This is a genomic window from Gordoniibacillus kamchatkensis, assembly GCF_000829455.1.
Lineage (GTDB): Bacteria > Bacillota > Bacilli > Paenibacillales > NBRC-103111 > Gordoniibacillus > Gordoniibacillus kamchatkensis.
Genome location: NZ_JXAK01000012.1, coordinates 79012 through 98565, shown reverse-complemented (window position 1 = coordinate 98565; position 19554 = coordinate 79012). Strand labels below are relative to the sequence as shown.

Here is a 19554-nt window from a genome sequence, read left to right as displayed (position 1 = left end):
TAAGCGGGTGAGCGGGCATGCTGATTTTATGGAAAGGGATGAAGGTGACGTTCGCGTTCCTCTCGTTGGCGGCTTTGACGCTGACGAGCGGACTTTTCACCGTGCTGCTTTACGACCGTTTTACGGGCAGCGGCCGCACCGAGTCTGTCGTGGCGACAGCCCTGGCCGCTTCGCCGCCAGCCGCCGCCACGCGGCCGATACCGGCGCAAGCGGCCGCGCCGCCGCCGGAGCAGCCGAAACCGTCCGCGAAGCTCGACGCCCCCGTCATCAAGCAGTACCCGGAGCTTCCTTCCGGCTGCGAGGTGACGAGTCTGGCGATGCTGCTCCAATATGCCGGCATTAGCAAGACGAAGCTGGAGCTGGCGGACGAGATGAAGAAGGACGAGACGCCGATCCGCTTTGACGGCAAAGGCGGCATCGCTTATTGGGGCAATCCGCATACCGGATTTGTCGGCGACGTCACAGGCAAATCGCGCGGCTTCGGCATTTATCACGAGGCGCTGCTGCCGCTCTTGCAGACGTATATTCCCGGCGCCGTCGACCTTACCGGCAAGCCGTTCGAGCTATTGCAAAAGCAAGTGGAGCAAGGCTTCCCGGTAATCGTATGGAACACGATCGACTATGCGATGCCGGCGAAATGGGTGGAATGGGATTCCCCCGCCGGGCGGGTGAAGACGACGTTCGCGGAGCACGCCGTCCTGCTTGTCGGCTACGACGAGCAGAACGTGTACGTCAACGATCCGATTTTGGGCGAGAAAGGCACCGCCATTGACAAAGCCCAATTTCTTGCAACATGGGAAGCGATGGGCAAGCAGGCGCTCTCGTATCACAAATAAAGGAGGCAGTCGAAGATGGCTTTCGAGAATCCTAGCCGCGAACGCATCAAACAAATATTGGAAGGGGCGGGCAATATCGCCGTCGTCGGCTTGTCCGACAATCCGGAGCGGACGTCGCACATGGTCGCGCAAGCGATGCAGCAGCGCGGCTACCGGATCATTCCGGTCAACCCGAACGCGGACACGATCCTCGGCGAGAAAAGCTACGCTTCTATATCCGACATTCCGGAGCCGGTCGACATCGTCAACGTGTTTCGCCGCAGCGAGCATACGCCCGAAGTGGCGGAAGAAGCGGTGCGCATCGGTGCAAGGTGCTGTGGCTGCAGCTCGGCATTGCGAACGACGATGCTGCGGAAATTGCTCGCTCCGGCGGGCTGGAGGTCATTATGGACCGCTGCATCAAAGTTGAGGACGCCGTTACCCGTCCGAATCGAGGCTGACCGTATCTGCAAGCTCTCGCAATACGGTAGCATCGGCACCCAAAATCGCCCATCATCTTGCTTTTTCGGCATGATGATGGGCGATTTTTTTTCTTATTTTTCATATGATTCAGGCTCATAAAAATCGAAAAGCGGTTCACAATAATAAAGGCTTCAGGAAGATACGGAAAAGGTTACCTTCGTGAAGACCCAATCTACCCATGATCAGAAGGGAGCTTATCCATGTACAGTCAGCAATTCCAAAGCAACGTTGGTTCCCAGTATCAAGGAATCCAGCGGCAGTACCAACCGGTCGGTGCCGTGCAATCGTTCTATGGGGCAAACCAAAGCCAGCAGCAGCAGTACGGCAATTACCCTTCCGCGGAGACGTACCACACCGCAAACTACCGCGGCAATCAAATGGGCCATGACGCTTCTCTGCGCGGCGACTCGTTTTCTCCGGCGCAACATCAAGGATTCGGCGCTCAAGGCCTGAGCCAAGCGAACTACGGCAGCCCCTCTTTCGGCATTCGCGGCAACCAGCAAGCTTGGTCCGGCCACAACAACGTTTCCAGCCAATTCGGCTTCGGCAATCCGTACGGAAGCTTCCAGGCGCAAGGCGCTACAGCTTCGTACGGCGGCCAAACTTCCTTCGGCCAAGGCGGCTATGCCCAAAACGCCAATCCGTCGGCGGAATCTTACCACACCGCGAACTACCGCGGCAATCAAATGGGCCATGACGCCAGCCTGCGCGGCGATTCCTTCTCTCCGGCGCAGCATCAGCAAGGCAGCTTTGGCATGCAGCAATCCGGCTTCGGCCAAGGAGCGCACTACGGCAGCGCCTCTTACGGCATTCGCGGCAACGAGCAAGCTTGGTCCGGCCACAACAACGTTAGCCAGCAGTTTGGCTACAACAATCCGTTCTAACATCGGTCCTAACCGAGGGCTGCCGCACAGGCAGCCTTTTTCCTTTTTCTTTTTGACAAAATGCTCCTCAGCTTATACCATCGTAAGTAACGGAGGAGGCCTGTTTATTTTGAACTGGATGGGGAATCTACAGCAGCTCGGGCGCTCTTTGATGATCCCGACGATTGCGCTGCCGGTGGCCGCCATCTTGCTAAGTCTCGGCGATTTGCCGTGGCAGGCGATACACGCCGGTCCGTTCGGCGATGTGCTGCAGCTGGCGGGCATGAGCATTTTCAATTACTTGCCCGTCATCTTTGCCGTCGGCGTCGCGCTCGGCATGTCGGACAACGCCGGCATCTCCGCCATGTCGGCGCTGATCGGCTATGTGCTGTTTACCGGCATCACTCAGCACCATCTCGGCACATCGTTTCAGCTCGGCGTATCCGGGGGCATTTTGATCGGACTCATTGCTGCATTTTTATATTCGCGGCTGAAAGAAGTGCAGCTTCCCGAATATATTCAATTTTTCGGCGGACCGCGCATCGTTCCGCTTTGCATGGGCGTCGCCGCGATCGGCGTTTCGTATATGTTTGTGCTGCTCGGACCGGCGCTGCAGTCGGCGATGTATGCCATCAGCACATTTTTGCTCGGACTTGGCGGCTTCGGCGCGATCATTTACGGGATTTTGTACCGCTTGCTCGTCCCGACAGGCCTGCATCATATTTTAAACAATTTTTTCTGGTTCCAGCTCGGCGCATACCGGGCGCCGGACGGGCGCATGGCGTTCGGCGATTTGCCGCGCTTCTTCGCGGGCGACCCTACGGCCGGCATCTATATGGCCGGCTTATATCCGATCATGATGTTCGCGCTGCCGGCCATCGCGTTTGCGATTATCCAGGAGGCGCGGGAAGATTTGAAGCCCAGCATCAGGGCTACGTTTTTGACGGCAGCGCTCGCTTCGTTTTTGACGGGCGTGTCGGAGCCGATCGAGTTCGCGTTTTTGTTCGTTGCGCCTTATTTGTTCGTTATACACGCGCTGCTGTCGGGACTCGCGATGGGGATTGCGTATTGGCTCGACATCCATCACGGCTTTTCCTATTCGGCCGGCTTTATCGACTATGTCATCAACGAGCATTTGGCCCATAACGGCTTGCTCTTGCTGCCGATCGGCCTTATGTTCGGATTGTTGTACTACGGGCTGTTCCGCTGGGCGATCCGCCGTTTCCGCATACCGACGCCGGGCCGCGAGGAAGGATCGCCGCTGGAAGAATGGGCCGGCGACATTCCGTACCGGGCTCCGCTCATTTTACAGGCGCTCGGCGGCAAAAATAACGTGAAAAAAGTCGAGGCCTGCATTACAAGGCTGCGCCTGACGCTGCTGAACGATCGCCTTATGGACATTACGGCTTTGCGCCACCTTGGCGCAGCCGGCGTCATCCGGCTCGGCGGCGGCAACGTGCAGGTCGTGTTCGGCACGTATTCGGAGCTGATCCGCGAGGAAATGATGAAGGCGCTCGTCAAGGACGTGACGCATGTCGCTTTCAGCTCGCCGGTGCAAGGCCGCATGATTCCGATCGAGGAAGTGCCGGACCAGATTTTCGCCAAAAAGATCGTCGGCGGAGGCGTCGCGTTTTACCCGGAACGCGGCGAAATCGTGGCCCCGGTGGCGGGACGGATTATGCACGTCTATCCGACGCACCATGCGCTCGGCATCGAAACCGAGCAAGGCCTCGAGGTGCTGCTGCATGTCGGCATCGACACGTCGCAGCTGCCGGGCAAGCCGTTCACCGCCGTCGTGAAGGAGGGCGACTGGGTCGAACCCGGCCAGCTGCTGATCCGTTTCAACTATGCGAAAGTGAAAAAGCATGCCGCTTCGCTGGCGACGCCGATGGTTATTACGAACTCGGCCAAAGTGCGATCCTGGAGCTATGCGCCGTTCAAAGCGGTGAAACGGGGCCAGGCGTCCGTCATGTCGGTAGTGCTCAAACCAGAAGAAGCGGCGAGGGGGAAAACGCGTGATTAGAGGAATAGGGGCGTCTCCCGGAATTGCGATCGGCAAAGCGTTCGTCGTCCCGGCGTGGGAATGGGATTTCCCCGACAAGGCGATTGACGTCACCGATCTCGCTTACGAGTTCGAACGGTTATACGAGGGAATCCGCTACTCCAAAAGCGAGCTGGAAAGCATCAAGCAGGAATTCAAGGAAGCGGTCGGGCAGGAAGAGTCGGCGATTTTCGACGCGCATTTGGCGATTCTCGAAGACCCCGTTTTCATGAATGAAATTCAAGGCATTATCGAGCATCAATACAAAGCGGCGGAAGTGGCGGTCAAGGAAGTGATCGATAAATTCGTCGGGATGTTCGATCTGATCGACGACGATTACATGAAAGACCGCGCGGCGGACATCCGCGACGTCGGCAACCGGCTGCTGAAGCATTTGCTGGGCGATATGGAGGAGGAGGCGACGCCGCCGGCGGACCATCCGTACATTCTCGTGGCCAAGGAGCTTTCGCCGTCGCAGCTGGCGCAGCTTGATCCGTCGCGCGTGCTGGGCATGGCTACAATGGTCGGCGGCAAAACGTCGCATACCGCCATAATGGCCCGGGCGATGTCGCTGCCGCTCGTGCTCGGACTTGAAGGCAAGCTGCTGAAGCCTATACAGACGGGCGACCTGCTTATTGTGGACGGCATGGAAGGGACGGTATACGTTAATCCGAACGAGCAGACAGTCGCCGTGTACCGCGAGCGGGCGGCGCAGTGGCAAAAGCAGAAAGAGCGCCTGCAGGAAATCGCCGACGTCGCGCCGATGACGGTCGACCGCAAATTCATTCGTCTTTTGGCCAACATCAACGTCGAGAAGGAGCTGGATCAGGCGCTGCGCAACGGAGCCGGCGGCGTCGGGCTGTTCAGAACCGAGTACTTGTACATGGATCGGGATACGCCGCCTAGCGAAGACGAACAATTCGAGGTGTACCGCAAAGCGGCCGAGAAGCTGGCCGGAAAGCCGCTCGTCATTCGCACGCTCGATATCGGGGGCGACAAGAGGCTTGATTTTATGACGCTGGCCAAAGAGGACAACCCGTTCCTCGGTTACCGGGCTATACGCATCAGCCTTGACCGGCCGGACTTTTTCAAGGAGCAGCTGCGCGCCGTGCTGCGGGCGAGCCATTATGGCAACGTGAAGCTCATGTATCCTATGATTTCGTCCGTAGAGGAAGTGCGGGCAGCCAACGAGCTGCTGGAGCAAGCGAAGCGGGAGCTGGCGGCGCAGGGCACGCCGTATAACGCGCAGCTGGAAGTCGGCGTTACGATCGAAGTGCCTGCCGCTGCGCTCATTGCCGACGCCCTGGCCAAGGAAGTGTCGTTCTTCTCGATCGGCACGAACGATCTGATTCAGTATACGCTCGCCGTCGATCGGATGAACGAAACGATAGCTGGCTTGTACGAGCCGTATCATCCGGCGGTTCTGCGCCTCCTCAGCATGACGGTCGAGGCTGCGAAGCGCGCCGATATTCCGGTTGCGGTGTGCGGCGAGATGGCGGGAGACGTCAAGGCGCTGCCGATATGGCTCGGGCTCGGCATCGAGGAGCTGAGCATTTCCGCGCATTCGATGCTGCAGGTGAAAGACCGGCTGCTGCACAGCGACCAAGCGGAGAGCCATAAGCTGCTGCACGAATTGCTGTCGCTGCCGTCGGCGCAGCAAATTCATGAGCGGCTTGCGTTCGAGGAGCGGCGTTACGCGCTGCAAGCAAATAATTGACGCAAATCACCTTGTCAAAAAGGGTTTTTGTGGTAAACTAGACTTAGTTCGTAAGATATACCTAAATCGATAAGGGCATACCCGTGCGAAAGCCGGGGACGCAAAGCCACAGGCCTAAAGCGGCGGCATGTACGGTGCCGCAGCCAGGGTGGCTGGGTTGCCGAAAGTGGGTCAGTGCATTTCCGTTCCGACGGGGATTAACTGCTCATTTCGGGGAGCAGTTTTTTATTTACACTCTGGAGGAGGAAATGCAATGCCCACGCTATTCGTACCGACTTTGCCGCAACTGGCAGACGACATCATTCGCAAGCTGACCCCCTATTCGGTGCCGCAGGAGCAGTGGAAGCTGACGGCAGCTGCGCATTCGGAGACGCTCCTCTGGCTCAGGTTGGAGCAGCGCGGCGAAGGCCCGCAAGTGTTGCTCGGCATCCCGTCCGCCATCGCCGATATGATCCTCGAAGGGCTGGGCGAGAATGCGATTCGCGAAGCGTGGAACGAGCCGGAAGCCCGTTTGCTCGATATCGAGCAGCTAAGCCAAAGCTTGCCTGCCGGCGATCGCAAGCTGCTCATCGCTCCCGTGCCGTCCGCGCATTTCGGGGACATCCGCGTAACGGTGCTATACTGAGCGTTTTGTAAAAATAGCCCTCAAGGCTTCGGCGATGGCCTGCCTTGAGGGCTATTTTGCAGGGAAACGGGCCCGTCCATTGGACAGGGCCCGTTTCCTTTCCCAACTTGCCGCTTAACGGGCTGCCAGCGCGTCGCAGAACGCTTTGCCGTACGGCGGCAAATCCGGCGGCCGGCGCGCCGAAATCAGATTGCCGTCGACGACGACGGCTTCGTCGAGCCAAATGGCGCCAGCGTTCTCCATATCGTCGCGGATGCCGGGAGTGGACGTCACGCGGCGGCCTTGCAATATTTTGGCCGAGACGAGCACCCAGCCCGCATGGCAAATTTGGCCGATCGGCTTGCCCGCTTCGTTCATGCTTTGCACAAGCTGCAGCACTTTCGGGTAGCGGCGCAGCTTGTCCGGGGCCCAGCCGCCGGGGACGAGCAACCCGTCGTAATCCGCCGCATCCGCCTCGTCGAACGAGACGTCGCTTTTCGCCGGCACGCCGTACTTGCCGACATACGTCGCTCCTTTTTGCGCGCCTGCGACGATAACCTCCGCGCCTTCCTCGCGCACCCGGTAGATCGGGTACCACAGCTCCAAATCTTCGAATTCCTCATCGACCAAGCTGAGCACGCGTTTTCCTGCCAATCTCATATCAGCCGCCTCCGTTCCTTGCAGTATGAAAACTCCATCCTTCATTGTACCATACTTGCAGCGTTTCGGTTGTGCGCGTACAGTCAGCATGGCCGGCACGCAGGATAATGCCCGCTTACGAAAGGATGATGCGGAGCGGAGGGGGAATGAATCGGGGAGACGGTTTGGCAAAAACTTACTGCACGCGGGAAGCAGGAGAATCCCCGCCGGAACTCGAATATTTCGGGTACATGGAGCCAGGCCGGCGGGCCATCGGTTCTTGTTTTCCGGGGGAGAGGATTTTGTGCAAAAACTTTGTAAATGCGGCACTGAGATGACCCTTCGCCTGCGCACCGTCATTTACCAAAACAAAGTGGACATCGAAAATGTGCCTGTCTATTCGTGCGATTCCTGCCAGCGCAGCGAGGTGCTGCCGAGCGTGAAGCCGGAGCTGACCGTGCTGATCGGCCGGCTCGGAAGCGAGCCGGGCAAGCAGCAGCTGCTGTTCGACGAACTGTCCGAAATCGCGTATTTGATGCGCAAAGTGTCGGAGAAAGAGCACCAGGCGCAAAGCGTGGAACGCATCGTCCAGGAACGGATCAACGAGCTGCTCGATATGATGCTGATTGCCAAATCGGTCGGCGACGAGCGTTGGAGCGAAGAAATTCGCGCCCGGCTGGCGCAAATTTCGCAGCATTCCATATCGGCGTAAAGCGAATTTTCGGTTTCCATGAAAATTCCAATTGGTTTTCATTGCAAGAAGGCGCATTTTGTCGTATCATTATCGTAAATGTACTAGCACGCTGACTATTTGTGATAATTGGAGAGAGCGACCGTGACCGTTACGATTTATGATGTGGCAAGAGAAGCCGGCGTTTCGATGGCGACCGTATCCCGCGTCGTCAACAACAATCCGAATGTGAAACCGCAAACGCGGAAAAAAGTGTTCGAGGCGATTGAACGCCTCGGCTACCGCCCGAATGCGGTTGCCCGCGGGCTGGCCAGCAAGAAGACGACGACAGTGGGCGTCGTCATTCCCGATATATCGAACCCGATTTTCGCCGAAGTGGCGCGCGGGATCGAGGACATTGCCAACATGTACCATTACAACATCATTTTGTGCAATGCGGACAAGCGTAAGGAGAAAGAAATTCGCGTCATCAACACGCTGCTGGAAAAGCAGGTCGACGGTCTGCTGTTCATGGGCGGCATCGTGACGGACGAGCATTTGCAAGCGTTCAAGACATCGTCCGTGCCGGTCGTGCTGTGCGCGACGGCAGACGAGAAGAAGACGATGCCTTCGGTCGACATCGACCATGAAGGCGCGGCGTTTGATGCTGTAAGCGAGCTGCTGCGCGAAGGACACCGCGACATCGCCATGATCAGCGGCACGCTGCAGGACCCTGCGAACGGATATGCCCGCTATCAAGGGTATAAGCGCGCGTTGGAGACGGCCGGCATTGCGGTGCGCGAAGAGCTGGTGCGCGTCGGCAATTACCGGTACGAATCCGGCATGGAAGCAGCGGGCTATTTTCTGGGGCTGGCGAAGCGGCCGACGGCGATATTTTCCGCGACCGACGAGATGGCGATCGGCGCGATCCACGCCATTCAGGACGCCGGTCTGAAAGTTCCGGACGATGTGTCCGTCATGAGCATCGACAATATCCGGATGGCGTCCATGGTACGCCCGCAGCTGACGACGGTAGCGCAGCCGATGTACGACATCGGCGCCGTTTCGATGCGGCTCTTGACGAAGCTGATGAACAAAGATTCGGTGGAACAATCGCAGGTCGTGCTGCCGCACGAAATTATTCACCGCAAGTCGACGCGCAGCGTTTAACCGAAATTGGATCATCGCCGCTTTGCTTTCGGGCAAAGCGGCTTTCGTATGCAGATCAGACCAGGAAGGAAGAAAACGGATGGCGTATCGCACAATCGGCTTGATCGGAGCGATGAATGAAGAGATCGAGCTGCTCATCAAGCATATGGAAGATGTGAAGGAGACGGAGATAGCCGGCATCGTTTACCGGCAAGGCCGGTTTTGCGGCCGCGACGTCGTCGTATGCCGCTCCGGCGTCGGGAAAGTGAACGCTGCGGTGTGCACGCAAATTTTGCTCGACCGGTTCGCCGCAGATGCCGTCATTTTCACCGGAGTGGCGGGCGCGCTCGATCCGGCGCTGAACATCGGCGATATCGTCGTCTCCACGGAGTGCATGCAGCACGATATGGACGTAACGGCGCTCGGCTTCGCGCGGGGCGTTATCCCGTACGAGAAAACGTCCGTATTTGCGGCGGACGCCGCACTGCTCGATCTGGCTTGGGCATCCAGCGAGAAGCTGTTTCCCGGCCGGACAAAGCGGGGCCGCGTGCTCTCCGGCGATCAGTTTATCGCCAGCCGCAGTACGGTGCGCCAGCTTCACGACGAGCTGCAGGGGGCGTGCACGGAGATGGAAGGCGCCGCGGTGGCGCAAGTATGCGCGATGAACGGCGTGCCGTACGTCGTCATCCGGTCGATGTCCGACAAGGCGGACGGCTCCGCACACGTCAATTTTGCGGAGTTTACGGTGATGGCGGCGGAGAACTCGTACCGCATCGTCGAGGATATGGTGAAGCGGCTGTAAACAGGCAGCTATGAAAAAAGCACGGATTGCGCCCCGAAAAGGGCAGATCCGTGCTTTTTTCAAAATATAAAAATTTATATCGCTGCGCTTCATAACCGCGCTTATTTTTCTTCGGGAAACGCAATAGTCCGAAAGACGGCGTAAGCCGCTTCCTCATGCAGCTGTTTATGTTAAATACATCATGGCGATTTGCTTCGTCTGGCGGTTTTTCTCGGTAATGATGTCTCGGCGGGGAATCGGGGGCCAGCTGTGGACGGGATCGAGCCACGTCGCCGGCAGCGGCACCGGACTTTCCGGCTGCCACGCCTCGATCCAAGACGCAGGGAGCGGCAACTCAGGATCCCGCTTCAGCTCGCTCAGCAGCGGATGATCGGACATCGTCAGCCACAGCAAGCTCCACGCTCGCGGTACGACGCGCCAAATGTCATAGCCGCCTCCGCCGAGCGCGATCCAGCGGCCGCCGCAATGTTCTAGCGCCGTCTTCCTGAGCAGCGCCGGTATGTCGCGGTACACGCGCATCGAGCATTGGAGGTGCGCAAGCGGGTCGTATGCATGCGCGTCGCAGCCGTGCTGAGAGACGATGACGTCAGGCCGGAAGCGGCGGACGGCGGCGGCGAGCACGTCCGAGAAGCTCTCCAGCCACGAGTCGTCTTCCGTATACGGCTCTAGCGGCACGTTCACGGACGTGCCGAAGGCGTCGCCTTCGCCGCGCTCGGAGACGTCCCCGGTGCCCGGAAACAAATATTTGCCGGTTTCGTGAATCGACAGCGTGCACACGTGCGGATCCGCGTAGTAGCTCCACTGGACTCCGTCGCCGTGATGCACGTCGGTATCGACGTAGAGCACCCGGACGCCGTACTTTTCGCGGATATGGGCGATAGCCGCCGAGGCGTCGTTATAAACGCAGAAGCCGGCTCCTTTGCTGCGCAGCGCGTGATGCAGCCCGCCGCCGAGGTGCAAAGCGTGCGGTGCAGCGCCCGACATAACCTGCTCGGCAGCGACGATCGATCCGCCGACCACGTAAGAGGTCACCTCGTGCATGCCGGGGAAGAACGGCGTATCCTCCGTATCGAGGCCGAAGCGGGGCGCTTCGCGCTGCCAGTGCGCGTCGGGCGCCGGATCGCTCAGCCGCTCCACCGCTTCCACATAAGCGGGGCTGTGCACGCGCAACAGCTCGGCTGCGGTAGCGAGACGCGGGGCGACGATCGCCTCTGCCGGCAGCGCCCCGATGCGGCGCAGCAAATCGAAGGTGAGCAGCAGCCGCTTCTGGTTGAACGGATGCGTATCGTTGAACCGGTAACGGGTTTCATGCTCGTTGTAAACAAAGACGGGAACGGTTTTCATCACATCTTTCATCGCATCGGACTCCTTACGCGGAACCGGGTTCCGTCATTCAGTCGGTCAATACATGAATCGTTGCTGGAAGCGAATGCGGTCGAACTGCTCGACGGACGACAGCGGCACCCGCTTGCCGATGCGCACCATCAGGCAGTTCGCCGGGTGGGAGCAAATTTCCGGGTCGTCGGTGGCGAACCATACCATATCGACCGATTTCATCAGCTTTTCCATCATCGCCCGGTATTCCCAGACGGACAGACCGCTTTTCTCCAAATCCCAATGCCAGTAATATTCCGTCGCGAACGTGATGACGTTCTCCAGCTGTTCATCTTCATAGGCGAGGCGGAGCATCGCCTTGCCGAGACCGATCGAGCGGAAGTCGTCAGCCACCTCGACCGCGCCGCACTCGACCAGATCGGGCATATTTCCTTCCGACCACCGTTCGATAGGGTCGGGATAGTGGAAGGTTACATAGCCGATAATGACGTCACCGTCGCGAGCGATAATGATGCGGCCCTCCGGCAGCCCGGCAATCTCGATGAGCGCCTCGAGCTGCTCCTTCGGCTTGCGAAACATGTCCAGCGTGCGATGCATAACGAGCGATCTCAGCCGATCCGGCTCGACCGGACCTTCGACGACGATTCCGGCGGAAAACGCCTCGGGCCTCAGCGTGAGGCTGTGATATTTTTTCCAATGCTCCATGACGGCAACGTTCCTCCTTAAGGACACGATTTGCCTCGCGATCGATAACAGGCGGCGCATGTGCGGCGTACTCCATCTGCGCGGATGTGCTGCGCAAAGTTACTTACTTCACTTATAGCAAATTTTCCGCACGGAGGAAAGAGCGCTGGTTTCTGCAGTGTAAAATTTGGTTTTACAGGCTGAAAATCCGTAGGCGAATGCGGAGGGGGTATGTTATAATAAATTTGATGAAATTGTGAAAGCGTTTTATTCCGAAATGGAGGTTTTTGGAGTGAGCCAATTGAAAGGTGAAGTTATCGATGTTGTAGCTGCACATCCGAACATGAACAATTACGAGGAGACTCGCGCCGGCTTCCGCTGGGAAGACGTCGAGGCCAGCTTCTCTTGGGCAACGAGCGGCAAAGTGAACATGGCCTACGAGGCGATCGACCGTCATGCGGCATCGTCCCGCGCAGGCAAAATCGCGCTTCACTACAGCGACCCGCAGCGGGAAGCGTCCTATACATTCGCGGATATGAAGCGGGAATCGGATAAGTTCGGCAACGTGCTGAGGGGGCTCGGCGTAGGCAAAGGCGACCGCGTCTTCATCTTCATGCCGCGCACGCCGGAGCTGTATTTCGCCCTTCTCGGGGCGATCAAGATCGGCGCCGTCGTCGGCCCGCTGTTCGAAGCGTTCATGGAAACCGCGGTCAAGGACCGGCTCGAGGACAGCTCGGCCGTGGCGATCGTGACGACGCCGGCGCTGCTGCCGCGCGTACCGGCTTCCGACCTGCCGAACCTGAAACATATTATTCTCGTCGGCGACAATATCGAGCTGCAGCCGGGACAAGTCGATTTCCACAAAGAGATGGCGGCAGCTTCCGATCAGCTTGACATGGAATGGGTGGACCGCGAGGACGGACTCATTCTTCATTACACGTCTGGCTCCACTGGCAAGCCGAAAGGCGTTTTCCATGTGCACAACGCGATGATCCAGCATTACTACACGGGCCGCGTCGTGCTCGACCTGCAGGAAGACGACGTCTACTGGTGCACGGCTGACCCGGGCTGGGTAACGGGTACGTCGTACGGCATTTTCGCGCCGTGGCTCAACGGAGCGACGAACGTCATTCGCGGCGGCCGTTTCAGCCCGCAGGATTGGTACAATACGATTCAGAAATATAAAGTAACCGTATGGTACAGCGCTCCTACCGCGTTCCGGATGCTGATGGGCGCGGGCGACGATGTCGTGAAGCAGTTCGACCTGTCGTCGCTGCGGCATGTGCTGAGCGTCGGCGAACCGCTCAATCCGGAAGTGGTGCGCTGGGGACTGAAAGTGTACGGCCAGCGCATTCATGATACGTGGTGGATGACCGAGACTGGCGCCCAGCTCATCTGCAATTACCCGGCCATGCCGATCAAGCCGGGCTCCATGGGCCGCCCGCTGCCTGGCGTAGAGGCGGCAATCATCGACGACGCCGGCAATGTGCTGCCGCCGTATCGGATGGGCAACCTTGCGGTGAAGACGCCGTGGCCGTCGCTCATGCGCAAAATTTGGAACAACCCGGCCAAGTTCGAAGAGTATTTCCGCATTCCGGGCTGGTACATTTCCGGCGACTCCGCTTATATGGACGAGGACGGCTACTTCTGGTTCCAAGGCCGTATCGACGACGTCATCAACACGTCCGGCGAGCGCGTCGGACCGTTCGAGGTCGAGAGCAAGCTCGTCGAGCACCCGGCCGTAGCGGAAGCGGGCGTCATCGGCAAGCCGGATCCGATGCGGGGCGAAATCATCAAGGCGTTCATCTCGCTGCGCGAAGGCTACTCGCCGTCGGAGGAGCTGAAAGCCGACATCGCCAAATTCGTGAAGGAAGGGCTGTCCGCCCACGCCGCACCGCGCGAAATCGAGTTCAAGGATAAGCTGCCGAAAACGCGCAGCGGCAAAATTATGCGCCGCGTCCTGAAAGCGTGGGAACTCAACTTGCCGACCGGCGACTTGTCCACCATCGAGGACTAATTCTCCCTTATCGCAATCAACAAAAGAGGCCCTCGCCCGAGCGATGCGAAACAGCATCCGGGCGAGGGCCTTTCGATTGTGGCGATAGCGGCTTGGCTTAGCTTGGCGGCTTACTGCGGCGTCTTATACTCCACCGCAGCCGTCGGCTTCGACTCGCCCGCTTCATTGTAGGCGGCTACTTTGTAATAGCCGTCATAGGAGAGGGCAAAGTAGCGGAATTCCGTCGATTTGGCCGGCGTCGTGCCGAGCTTCTTATAAGTTCCGTTCGGCGCATCGCTGTAATAGACGTTGTAGCCGAGTACGCGGTCGCTGGCGCCCGCGGCCTTCCAGCTCAGCGTCATGCCGGTATTGGCGGTAGCCTTCAGCGTCAAATCCGCCGGTGTGCTCGGCGGTGACTTGGCCGGCGGGCCGGGTGGGACGCCGCCCGAGGTGCCGTTGCCGGATTCGGTTCCCGGCAGGCCTTGACCCGGCGGCAGCAAAAGTGGGTCGACAGCGCCTTCGGGAGATACCGGATTGCTGGCCGGCGATTCTTTGCCGGCCACGTCCACCGCTTTGACGGCATAAATGACCGTCATCCCGGCCGGCGGCGTATCGGTAAGCTTCAAATCTTGGCCGGACAGCGCTACTTTGCCGGGCACGAGCCGCAGCGGCCCATGGTTGTCGGAACGGTATAACCTGTAGCCGACCACGTCCGCGCTCGGGCTCGCCTGGAACGAGATCGTATTGCCTTCGGCCGTTTTGCTCAGCACTGCACCCGTCGGAGCAGCGGGGTCCTTGCCGTCGTCGGTGCGCGGATCCATTTCGGACGGAGCGTCCGAATCGTAATCGAGCGGCTTGTAGCTGTCGAGCGGCTTGCGCCGGTCCTCCGGCACTTTTTGCAAAATTTGCTCCAGTCTTCGAGCAGCTGATTGATCGGCTTCGCGCGCTTGATAACCGTGCGGTCCTGCGTCATGTCGTCTGGCGTTGCCGGCTGCGCCAAATAGTTGCGGCCGTTGTACGGTATGATTTTGGCGTTCACCATGACGTCGTCCTGCTCGGTCGGCACGAAATCTTTATTGAAAATGTCGGTGACGGTATGGCCCGTTTTCGTCGTCAGCTCGCTCGGCAGCTTGCCGGACAAGTTGGATACGGTAGCGGTGACGATGCCGTCCGGCTTCTCGAAGCTTTTCGTCTTGAACAGGTCGTTCCGCTTTTCCACGGCGGCGTTCATCGCGAGCGCCCAGACGTTTTTGGCGTGCGAAGTAGAGCCGTTCGCTTTGGTCAGCTTGTTGACCGGCTGGTCGTAGCCGACCCAGACGCCGAGCGTGATGTCGGGCGTGAAGCCTTCGAACCAGGCGTCGGTATCGTCCTGCGTCGAGCCGGTTTTGCCGACGATCGGGATTTTGCCGTAATAGGCGAATTTGCTTTTCAGATCCGTCGCCGTTCCTTCTGTAATGACCGTCCGCATCATATCCGTCATCAAGTAGGCCGTTTGCTCGGAAAAAACGGTGCTCGGCTGCTGCTTGTGCTCGTAGACGATTTTGCCGTTCGGGTCGGTAATTTTGCGGATCATATACGCTTCGTTGAAGACGCCCTTGTTGGCGATCGCCGCATACGCGTTCGTCAGCTCCTTGACGGACGTACCGTATTTGAGTCCGCCGATGACGCCGGTTTGCGCCTGATAGTCTTCTTTTTGGATCGACGTGATGCCCAGCTTCTTGGCGAAATCCCACGCCTGATTAATGCCGACGACGTCCAGATACAGCTTGATGGCCGGTATGTTGTACGACTGGTTGAGCGCCGTTCGGGCCGTAATGAGCCCGTGATAGTCGGAATCCCAGTTGGCCGGGATATGGTAGCCGCCGGACGCCTTGGTGCCGTCCTTCAGAATGATCGGCACGTCGTCGATGACGCTGGCGGGCTGAATCGCGCCTTTCTCGATGGCCGGCAAATAGGCGGCGATCGGCTTCATCGTCGACCCCGGCTGGCGCAGCGCTTGCGTAGCGTGATTCAACTGCTCCTTGGAAAAGTCGCGTCCTTCGATCATGCCGAGAATGGCGCTCGTGCGGCTGTCCAGCATGATCGCGCCGACCTGCTCGGTTTTTTTCGGATCTTTCGGATCGTCGGGCACGAAGTTTTTCGGATTTTCGGCGATGTCGCGCATCGCGTCGTAAATCGTTTTGTCGATCGTCGTGTACACGTGGTAGCCGCCGTGCAGCAGCTGGTCGTGCATAGCGTTGTACGCTTCCTTGTACGCGGCCGGCTGCTTTTGCGGGTCGAGTCCGGGCTTTTGTTGCTGCAGCAAAATGTCGGTCGCCTGCCGCTCGGCCTCGATCATCAAATAAGGATATGTATTGTACGCTTTTTGCTTCGGCTTGGCGAGCGACCCTTTCAGGTCGAAGGCGAGCGCTTCCTGGTACTGCGCGTCGGTAATTTTGCCTTCCTCCAGCATCCGCTTCAGCACGAGCCGCTGCCGCGTCACCGCGCGGTTGAAGCCGGCCTGGTCAAACTCCCCTTTGCTGTTGAAAGCGGTATAGTTGCTCGGCTGCTGCGGCAAACCGGCCAAATACGCCGCTTGGGCAACGTTCAGCTTGCTCAGATCGTCGATGTCGAACAGCCCTTTGGCCGCGGCTTTGATGCCGTACAGGTTGTAGCCCGTCGAGCCGTTGCCGTAAGGGATTTTGTTCAAATAGGCGAGCAAAATTTCCTGCTTGGACATGAGCCGCTCCATCCGCATCGCGAGAAAAATTTCTTTCGCCTTGCGGCCGTCTTCGCGGCCCAGCGTCAGGAACACGCGTCTGGCCAGCTGCTGGGTAATCGTCGAGCCGCCCGTCTGCACGTCCTCGTGCAGCAATTTCTGCACGACGGCGCGCATCGTCGCTTTCAGATCGATGCCGTTGTGAGTGTAAAAATCGTTGTCTTCGATGGCCAAAACAGCGTCCAGCAGCACTTGCGGAATGTCTCCCAGCTTCGCCAGGCGCCGGTCTTCGTCGGTGCGAAGCTGGCCGATGACGCTGTCGTCGGCGAAATGGACGAAGCCGGTAACGGAATTGTCCTGAATCATTTCCATCATCGAATCGCGGGAGCGTACCGGATCGTCCTTGACGAGCGCGGTGACGTAGCCGAATGCGGCGCCGCCGCCGACGATGCCGCCCAGGATGAGGAAAATAAACAGCCATTTGACGGTGGCGACAGCGATTCCGGCCGTCGTTCGCACCCATTTTTTGCGGAAAAACGCAATAAATTTACGCATCAGTTCGAAAATCCTCCTTAAGAACAACCGTTTCCATTATACCACAATCGGCAATATGTGGACATCGCATTGCACCGGCTGTTGACTTTTGCCCGCCGCTTCGGTAATATATACGGAGCAATGCGACGATGGAGATTTAGTAGCGCGCTCTGTGCGGCATTCAGAGAACCGGTGGCAGGTGCGAACCGGCTGCGGCAGGCGAGGCGAAATACGCTCCGGAGCAGGGGAAGGGAACGGCCGCATGCGAGGGCGCAGGCACCCGCATGGCCTCGGTTCAGTAGCTTCCGCACGGCTCGCCTCCGTTATCGGGCTCCGAGCGAAAACGTTCGCCGTCCCTCTACTACATTCGGGCCGCAGCGTTTTAATTAGGGTGGTACCGCGAGAACAAAGCCTTCTCGTCCCTTGGGGACGCGAGGGCTTTTTTTCAGTTTATGAGTCGAAGGAGTGCAGAGAAAATGAACATTTTGCAAGATTTGGAGTGGCGCGGGCTGATCAAGCAAACGACAGACCGCGAAGAGCTGGAGAAGCAGCTGGCGGAAGGGCGCGTGACGCTCTATTGCGGCTTCGACCCGACGGCGGACAGCCTTCATATCGGCAGTCTGCTGCCGATCTTGTGCCTCAGACGCTTCCAAAAAGCCGGCCATCGGCCGATTGCGCTTGTCGGCGGGGGCACCGGTCTGATCGGCGATCCGAGCGGCAAAGCGAACGAGCGCACGCTCAATTCGCCCGACGTTGTCGCGGGGTGGACGGAGAGCTTGCGCCGGCAGCTGTCGCGTTTTCTCGATTTCGGCGGCGAGCCGGGTGCGGCGCTGATGGCCAACAACTACGACTGGCTCAGCAAGCTCGACGTCATCGGCTTTTTGCGCGACATCGGGAAAAACTTCACCGTCAACTACATGCTGGCCAAAGATTCGGTCGACTCGCGCATCGAGCGGGGCATTTCGTTCACCGAGTTCAGCTACATGATTTTGCAAGCGTACGATTTTCTCCAGCTAAACGAGCTGCACGACTGCACGCTGCAGGTCGGCGGCAGCGACCAATGGGGCAACATCACGGCAGGCCTCGAGCTCATCGGCAAAACGACGCAAAAGCGCGCCTTCGGCCTGACGCTACCGCTCGTGACGAAAAGCGACGGCCAGAAATTCGGCAAGTCCGAGTCGGGGGCGATTTGGCTCGATGCGGCGAAAACGTCGCCGTACCAGTTTTACCAGTTCTGGGTCAACACCGACGATAACGACGTTATCCGCTTCCTGAAATATTTTACGTTTCTGCAGCCGGACGAGATCGAGCGGCTCGAAGCGGAGCTGCAGGCTGCTCCGGAAAAACGCGAGGCGCAGCGCGTGCTTGCCCGCGAAGTCACCGAGCTCGTCCACGGCCGCGAGGCGCTGGACAGCGCAATCAACATTACGAAGGCGCTGTTTGACGGCAATGTGAAGGAGCTGACGGCAGCGGAGCTGGAAGAAGCGTTTCAGGACGCGCCGGCCAAGACGCTGCCGGACGAGCCGATCGGGCTCGTCGATCTTGTGCTGCAGGCGGGTGCGGCGTCCTCGAAGCGGGAAGCGCGCGAGCACGTGGAAAAAGGGGCCGTCTCCGTCAACGGCGACAAGGTAACGGCGCTGGAGGCGACATTGACGGCGGAAGACCGCATCGGCGGCAAATACGTCGTGCTGCGCCGCGGCAAAAAAAATTACTACCTGATTCGCTTTAAATCGTAATTTAGGCAAGCGCAAAAAGGGCTGTCCCTCCGTCATCGGCGATGACTTGCGGGACAGCCCTATTTTTCAATTCATTAAAGCGATTAACGGCTGTAGAACTCGACGATTTGTCTTTCGTCGATGTCTTGGGCCAGCTCGCCGCGCTCCGGCAGACGAACGTAGCGGCCTTCCATCGCTTGCTCGTTGAACTCGAGGTAAGTCGGGATGTGGTGGCGGTTCGCAAGCGCTTCTTTAATGGAAGCCATATTGCGGCTTCTCTCGCGCAGGCCGATCACGTCGCCGGTCGATACGAGATAAGAAGCGATGTCCACTTTTTTGCCGTTCACCGTCACGTGCCCGTGGGACACGAGCTGGCGGGCGCCGGCGCGGGTGTTGGCTAAGCCGAGGCGGAACACCAGGTTGTCGAGACGGCTCTCGAGCAGGAACATGAAGTTCTCGCCCGCTTTACCCGGCATATGAGCGGCTTTCTCGAACAGGTTGCGGAATTGCTTCTCGCCAAGACCGTACATGTGGCGAAGCTTTTGTTTTTCTTGCAGCTGTACGCCGTAGCCGCTCAGCTTTTTGCGCTGGCCGGGACCGTGCTGGCCCGGAGGGAACGGACGCTTGAGTTCTTTGCCGGAGCCGCTCAAAGAAATGCCGAGACGGCGGCTTAATTTAAATTTAGGGCCTGTATAACGTGCCATGTGCGAAACGCACTCCTTTGACATTGTTTTTGTCGCACTGATGCTGGCAAAAGGCAAGGTGGCCGAGGCCGCTCATGAGCGAATAACGGATTGGAGGCCGCTAAA

The 19554-nt window shown here is 58.7% G+C and carries 17 protein-coding genes, 1 riboswitch and 1 other annotated feature; of the genes, 11 read left to right on the top strand and 6 right to left on the bottom strand.

The window, feature by feature from the left end; translation table 11 throughout:
* The first annotated feature begins 17 nt into the window (after positions 1-17).
* The 6 genes from SD70_RS09095 (at position 18) to SD70_RS09070 (ending at position 6544) form a co-directional block, all read left to right on the top strand.
* Complete coding sequence (locus SD70_RS09095) at positions 18-836, top strand: C39 family peptidase (protein ID WP_197080967.1); 819 nt, start codon at positions 18-20, stop codon at positions 834-836.
* Positions 837-851: 15 nt separating this feature from the next.
* Entirely contained in the window at positions 852-1397 is a 546-nt protein-coding gene (locus SD70_RS40635) for a CoA-binding protein (protein WP_449267212.1), read from the top strand.
* A 101-nt stretch (positions 1398-1498) separates the two neighbouring features.
* The gene (locus SD70_RS09085) at positions 1499-2182 is read left to right on the top strand and encodes a hypothetical protein (protein ID WP_052487203.1); all 684 of its coding nucleotides are present in this window, start codon (positions 1499-1501) and stop codon (positions 2180-2182) included.
* A gap of 109 nt (positions 2183-2291) precedes the next feature.
* Positions 2292-4184: a glucose PTS transporter subunit IIA gene (locus SD70_RS09080; protein ID WP_041047264.1), complete on the top strand. Its 1893-nt coding sequence runs from the start codon at positions 2292-2294 to the stop codon at positions 4182-4184.
* Complete coding sequence (gene ptsP, locus SD70_RS09075; RefSeq protein WP_041047263.1) at positions 4177-5919, top strand: phosphoenolpyruvate--protein phosphotransferase; 1743 nt, start codon at positions 4177-4179, stop codon at positions 5917-5919. Before SD70_RS09080 ends, ptsP begins: the two co-directional genes overlap by 8 nt.
* 64 nt (positions 5920-5983) lie before the next feature.
* Positions 5984-6084, top strand: a riboswitch (cyclic di-GMP riboswitch).
* 88 nt (positions 6085-6172) lie between these two features.
* On the top strand, positions 6173-6544 hold the full coding sequence (locus SD70_RS09070; RefSeq protein ID WP_041047262.1) for a hypothetical protein: 372 nt from the start codon (positions 6173-6175) through the stop codon (positions 6542-6544).
* A 114-nt stretch (positions 6545-6658) separates the two neighbouring features.
* Here the strand turns inward: SD70_RS09070 and SD70_RS09065 are convergent, their stop codons facing one another.
* Positions 6659-7183 (bottom strand): type 1 glutamine amidotransferase domain-containing protein, encoded by a 525-nt coding sequence (locus tag SD70_RS09065; RefSeq protein ID WP_041047261.1) that lies wholly within the window; start codon positions 7181-7183, stop codon positions 6659-6661.
* Positions 7184-7466: 283 nt separating this feature from the next.
* Between SD70_RS09065 and SD70_RS09060 the strand changes: the two genes are divergently transcribed.
* The 3 genes from SD70_RS09060 (at position 7467) to SD70_RS09050 (ending at position 9783) form a co-directional block, all read left to right on the top strand.
* Positions 7467-7874 carry a hypothetical protein gene (locus SD70_RS09060; RefSeq protein ID WP_041047302.1) on the top strand — a complete coding sequence of 136 codons (408 nt, stop codon included), beginning with the start codon at positions 7467-7469 and terminating at the stop codon, positions 7872-7874.
* A gap of 123 nt (positions 7875-7997) precedes the next feature.
* Entirely contained in the window at positions 7998-9002 is a 1005-nt protein-coding gene (gene ccpA, locus SD70_RS09055; RefSeq protein ID WP_041047260.1) for a catabolite control protein A, read from the top strand.
* 79 nt (positions 9003-9081) lie between these two features.
* Positions 9082-9783 carry a 5'-methylthioadenosine/adenosylhomocysteine nucleosidase gene (locus SD70_RS09050; RefSeq protein WP_041047259.1) on the top strand — a complete coding sequence of 234 codons (702 nt, stop codon included), beginning with the start codon at positions 9082-9084 and terminating at the stop codon, positions 9781-9783.
* A gap of 165 nt (positions 9784-9948) precedes the next feature.
* On the opposite strand, the gene SD70_RS09045 is transcribed toward SD70_RS09050, so the two are convergent.
* Both SD70_RS09045 and SD70_RS09040 read right to left on the bottom strand, forming a co-directional pair.
* A complete protein-coding gene (locus SD70_RS09045) occupies positions 9949-11139 on the bottom strand; it encodes an acetoin utilization protein AcuC (RefSeq protein WP_231571124.1) in 1191 nt (396 codons plus the stop codon).
* Between the two features lie 45 nt (positions 11140-11184).
* Positions 11185-11823, bottom strand: coding sequence for a GNAT family N-acetyltransferase (locus tag SD70_RS09040; protein ID WP_041047258.1), 639 nt, complete (start codon positions 11821-11823; stop codon positions 11185-11187).
* A gap of 271 nt (positions 11824-12094) precedes the next feature.
* Here SD70_RS09040 and acsA point away from each other — a divergent pair, with 271 nt between their 5' ends.
* On the top strand, positions 12095-13819 hold the full coding sequence (acsA, locus tag SD70_RS09035; protein WP_269432449.1) for an acetate--CoA ligase: 1725 nt from the start codon (positions 12095-12097) through the stop codon (positions 13817-13819).
* A 110-nt stretch (positions 13820-13929) separates the two neighbouring features.
* Here acsA and SD70_RS40265 read toward each other — a convergent pair whose 3' ends face one another.
* Positions 13930-14160, bottom strand: coding sequence for a fibronectin type III domain-containing protein (locus SD70_RS40265; protein ID WP_394297947.1), 231 nt, complete (start codon positions 14158-14160; stop codon positions 13930-13932).
* Positions 14161-14561: 401 nt separating this feature from the next.
* Positions 14562-17051, bottom strand: coding sequence for a transglycosylase domain-containing protein (locus SD70_RS09030; RefSeq protein ID WP_231571123.1), 2490 nt, complete (start codon positions 17049-17051; stop codon positions 14562-14564).
* 116 nt (positions 17052-17167) lie between these two features.
* Positions 17168-17457, top strand: a binding site (T-box leader).
* A 49-nt stretch (positions 17458-17506) separates the two neighbouring features.
* On the opposite strand from SD70_RS09030, the gene tyrS reads away from it, so the two are divergent.
* Positions 17507-18766 (top strand): tyrosine--tRNA ligase, encoded by a 1260-nt coding sequence (gene tyrS, locus SD70_RS09025; RefSeq protein WP_041047257.1) that lies wholly within the window; start codon positions 17507-17509, stop codon positions 18764-18766.
* A gap of 83 nt (positions 18767-18849) precedes the next feature.
* Here tyrS and rpsD read toward each other — a convergent pair whose 3' ends face one another.
* Complete coding sequence (gene rpsD, locus SD70_RS09020) at positions 18850-19449, bottom strand: 30S ribosomal protein S4 (RefSeq protein WP_041047256.1); 600 nt, start codon at positions 19447-19449, stop codon at positions 18850-18852.
* Positions 19450-19554: the final 105 nt, after the last annotated feature.